This window comes from Candidatus Igneacidithiobacillus taiwanensis (assembly GCF_031962545.1).
GTDB lineage: Bacteria > Pseudomonadota > Gammaproteobacteria > Acidithiobacillales > Acidithiobacillaceae > Igneacidithiobacillus > Igneacidithiobacillus taiwanensis.
The window spans coordinates 1-3,829 of sequence record NZ_JAVRKK010000175.1 but is presented as its reverse complement, the minus strand read 5'-3'; the positions used below and the strand labels follow the sequence as shown (position 1 = coordinate 3,829).

Genomic DNA, 3,829 nt, shown 5'->3' with positions numbered 1-3,829 from the left:
AGTATTGATCAGCATCTCAGTAACGTAAATCCGGGAGCTGAACAACGCTGTTGCGAAACCATACCAGCACTACCTTTATCGCAGGAGAAAATGATGTTACAAAAAATTATCAATGAGAAGTTTCCGATTTATTATCAGGAGATCCTGAAGGAAAAAACTACCTACCGGAACATTCCGGAAATCATTGATGCTCTTAAAGCCGCGCTTGCTAAGAACCCCTCCTCCCAGGTCATTGCTGTTTTTGATTTGCACGACCATGTGCAAAAGCGGGGCGGGAAAATTGCTGATGACATTCTTGGTGCCCAAACTCTGGTCTTTTGCGTGGCTAACGCCATTCCTCATGCAGACATCGTGGCACTGCGGCCCCGCTCCATCGGCGTGACCGAGTTTACTGACCGCTTTGTGCTGAATTTTCTGGAGGCACCTGCCCAACCCGTCACCGATACCATGTTAGCGCTGGTCGGCGCCATCTCCTAGGAGATCCGAGGCAGGGCTTACGCATGAAAATTACTGAGCACTTGCTCCATATGGCGATAATTCCAGGCGGTTACATGAGTTAAAAACATCGCCAGTTTGTTACATCTTGACAGTTTTTATGCGTAAGCCCTGGGGCGCAGTCGGTGTCAGGAGTTTTCCATTGTGGTGGGTCGAGCCTTGTAGTATTGACTCTTTTTGTTAAGGCGCAGTATGTAGTCAACATCCACCACAGTCGTCAGTGTTGCTGACTATGAAGAGGAGCTTTGTCTTCGTTGGAATAGTGAAATGAAGAAACCAAAAGCTACGGTGCAGAAAGATGGGTTGCATGATCGCTTTGGTCGGCAAATTACCTATTTGCGATTCTCCATAACGGAGCACTGTAACTTCCGATGCCAATATTGTAGTCCGGCTGAAGGGACTCCTTTTTTTGATCGGAAGGACCATCTTAACAGCTCGGAGACGCAACGCTTGCTGCGAATCTTCCGTGGACTGGGTCTACAACATTTGCGTCTTACTGGTGGGGAACCATTGATTCATCCTCGGGTCGTGGAAACTGTTCGGTATGGGGTTGGGCTCGGAATAGGTAAGGTAAGTCTCAGTACCAACGGCTACTTGCTAGATCGTTTTGCTGCCGATCTCCAAGCGGCCGGGCTCAATAGTCTCAATGTCAGTTTGGATACCCTCGATCCGGAACGCTTCCACGTCATCACGCGAGGTGGTTCCTTGGCAAAGGTGTTGTCGGGGATTGAAAAGGCCAGATCCGTAGGAATTCCGAGAATCAAACTTAATGCAGTATTGATGCGGGGAAAACACGAGGAAGATATTCTCCAGCTAGTGGATTTTGCTCAAAGCCGTGAACTTGATATCCGCTTCATTGAAATGATGCCGCTAGGCGTGGCTGGTAGTGGTGTTTATGATACCTCCTACCTATCGGCGGTAGAAGCCCGTTCCATTTTGGAACAGAAGGTTGGGAGGCTCTTTCCCATTGCCAGTGGCCGTGACCAGGGACCAGCACGCCTCTTTCGCTTCGCCAAGGGCTCGAGCCAAATTGGTTTTATTACTCCTATCAGCGATAGCTTCTGCGCTTCCTGTAATCGGGTCCGGCTTACTGCCGCGGGACGCTTGGTCTATTGTCTTGGCCAGGAGCAGGGAATGGATCTTCTGCCCCTGCTCCGAGAACCGTCTATGGATGATGGGATGGTAGCGGAATCCATCCGTGCTGGAGTTTGGGCAGATAAACCAGAGCAACATGCGTTTCTTCAGGATCGGAAGCGATCCTCAAAAATATTTATGATGCGTCTTGGGGGTTGAAATAAGTTGGAGCGTCTCAAAAACCCGTTCACTCTGGGTGTTGGAGGAAAATATGTAGCAAGAGAACAGGGGAGATTATGGAATGATTGCGTGCAAAACGACGGTGAAAACGATCGATCTCTTGGGCGATGCAGGAATCACGCATATAAACCGGCTCCTCGACGGTTTAAGTGGATATCCTCAGATCCAGCTTACCCAAGACCAGAGATGCCATCTTGATGAAGTTCTTGATAGTGCGATGGCCCCGGGCTTTGGCTTTGACGGCCTGGATCAGGCTGTTGAACCCTTTCAGTATGCCTTTGGAGATTTGGCTTTTGAACCAGTGTAACACCCCATCTCAATGGTTCCTGATGGTGTAGGCCACTGCTCTTGGCATTTTCTACCCATGACTTGAGCAGAGCCGCACCCAGGTGGCGATTCTAGATATGGAAGATGTCCTGGTAGGTTAGGCGAAGCTGGTATGGCTTGCACCGAGAAAGGAACAGATCGAGCTGGTCTTTCTCCCTTCCTATGCACCAGAATTCAATCCAGACGGATATCTCAACCGAGACTTCAAAACCGCCCTGCGTACCGGTCCCGTCAGTACCGACAAGACGCCTCTCGTGCAAAAGGCGATGATATTCGTAAGAAGCTGCGGCAAATGCCGGAAAAAGTCATGAGTTACTTCCGCCACCCAGCCGTCCGGCATGCTCTATCAGGCAGTTAAGGGCCGGGTTAATAATGCCCTGCCTCACTGCTGTTCCTGAGAATTCGTTTATTTTATTTATGCGTTTTATTGATGAGATGCCTCCTTAATTGATTAGCGCGCCGCAGCGTTGGTTGGCTGGTACCGCTACATCAATGTAGCGTGGCTTGGGTAGATCCAGTTCCTGCATGATGGTAATGAATTCCTCACGGCTTTTTTGCGCTAAGCGCGCATTGCAGCTTTTCTCCTCGGCAATGGAGGAGACCCGCCGCTTTTTGTAGTCATGGCCGGGATAAACTAGGGTGTCGTCGGGCAGGGTAAAGAGCTTCTGGGTGATGCTATCGTAGAGGATTCCGGCATCGCCACCCTGAAAATCGGTGCGACCGCAACCGCCGATGAGCAGAGCATCCCCGGTAAAGACGCGATCACGCCAACGGTAGCTGACGCAGCCGGGGGTATGGCCGGGAGTGGCGATGATGCGAATCACCTCGTCGCCTAGGACCAGAAAGTCCTCATCGTCCACCAAGATGTCGGCGCAGGGGGCTCCGCCGTGGCGGCTGACCACTACCTTGGCCCCAGTGCGGTCGCGCAGGGCGCCGGCGCCGGTGACATGATCGGCATGGACGTGGGTTTCCATCACCGTTTTCAGGGTAAATCCTTCGGCTTCTAAAGTTCGGAGGATGGTATCCACCTCGCCTAGAACGGGGTCGATGACCATCGCCTCCCGCCACAGCAGGTCGCCGATGAGGTAGGTATAGGTACAGGTATCCGGTTCAAAGATCTGTCGAAAAAACATGCTATCGGCTCCTTTTCGCGCATAGTATGTCCAAGTTGGGGCTTTGGTCGTGCGCGGCCCCGATAGAACCCTTACTACAGCACTCCCGGAGAAGCTGCATTGATAATTGTCAAGTTTTAGCATGATGCGGAACCCTTGCTCGAGGCACTGGGTAGAACGAAGCGCGGCGGACAGCGAGGTTCCCTATTTACAGGTACCACACTGGTGCAGGCGTACTACAGCAGTCGTCGACTGTCGGGGATATGCAGGGTTCTTTTGTGCTCGCTGGGGAAGCCCCTGAATCATGTCCAAAATTTACTGCGATTCGCAGTCGTGCCTGCCGCCGCAGGCACGATCCCATCTCGTAAATAAGGTGGATTAAAAGAGTATAATCGCCTGTCGCGGATATCGTGAAGACGGCAGCGTCACTTCGCAGCACTTTGCGGGCGCATCCATTCCCCGAAACTACGCAAAACGCGACTAAGAGGATGCGGAAAAAATCTCCAAAAACTTCGGAATTCTTCTTGACCGTCCAAAAATTAGCTTAGTTGAGGCTCTTGCCGATCCTGTTTTTGCCTTTT

The 3,829-nt window shown here is 51.4% G+C and carries 3 protein-coding genes and 2 pseudogenes; 3 read left to right on the top strand and 2 right to left on the bottom strand.

Annotated features, from left to right (window positions below):
- Both RTI30_RS13160 and moaA read left to right on the top strand, forming a co-directional pair.
- A partial coding sequence (locus tag RTI30_RS13160; protein ID WP_312283990.1) for a DUF6858 family protein occupies positions 1-477 on the top strand: 477 nt, incomplete at its 5' end.
- 285 nt (positions 478-762) lie between these two features.
- Complete coding sequence (gene moaA / locus RTI30_RS13155) at positions 763-1,788, top strand: GTP 3',8-cyclase MoaA (RefSeq protein WP_312283989.1); 1,026 nt, start codon at positions 763-765, stop codon at positions 1,786-1,788.
- Between the two features lie 166 nt (positions 1,789-1,954).
- Here moaA and RTI30_RS13150 read toward each other — a convergent pair.
- A pseudogene (locus RTI30_RS13150) lies at positions 1,955-2,249 on the bottom strand (transposase); the annotation flags it as partial.
- Here RTI30_RS13150 and RTI30_RS14380 point away from each other — a divergent pair.
- Positions 2,250-2,367, top strand: a pseudogene (locus RTI30_RS14380) (transposase); the annotation flags it as partial.
- A 212-nt stretch (positions 2,368-2,579) separates the two neighbouring features.
- Here RTI30_RS14380 and RTI30_RS13145 read toward each other — a convergent pair.
- Positions 2,580-3,269, bottom strand: coding sequence for an MBL fold metallo-hydrolase (locus tag RTI30_RS13145; protein ID WP_312283988.1), 690 nt, complete (start codon positions 3,267-3,269; stop codon positions 2,580-2,582).
- Between the last annotated feature and the right edge of the window lie 560 nt (positions 3,270-3,829).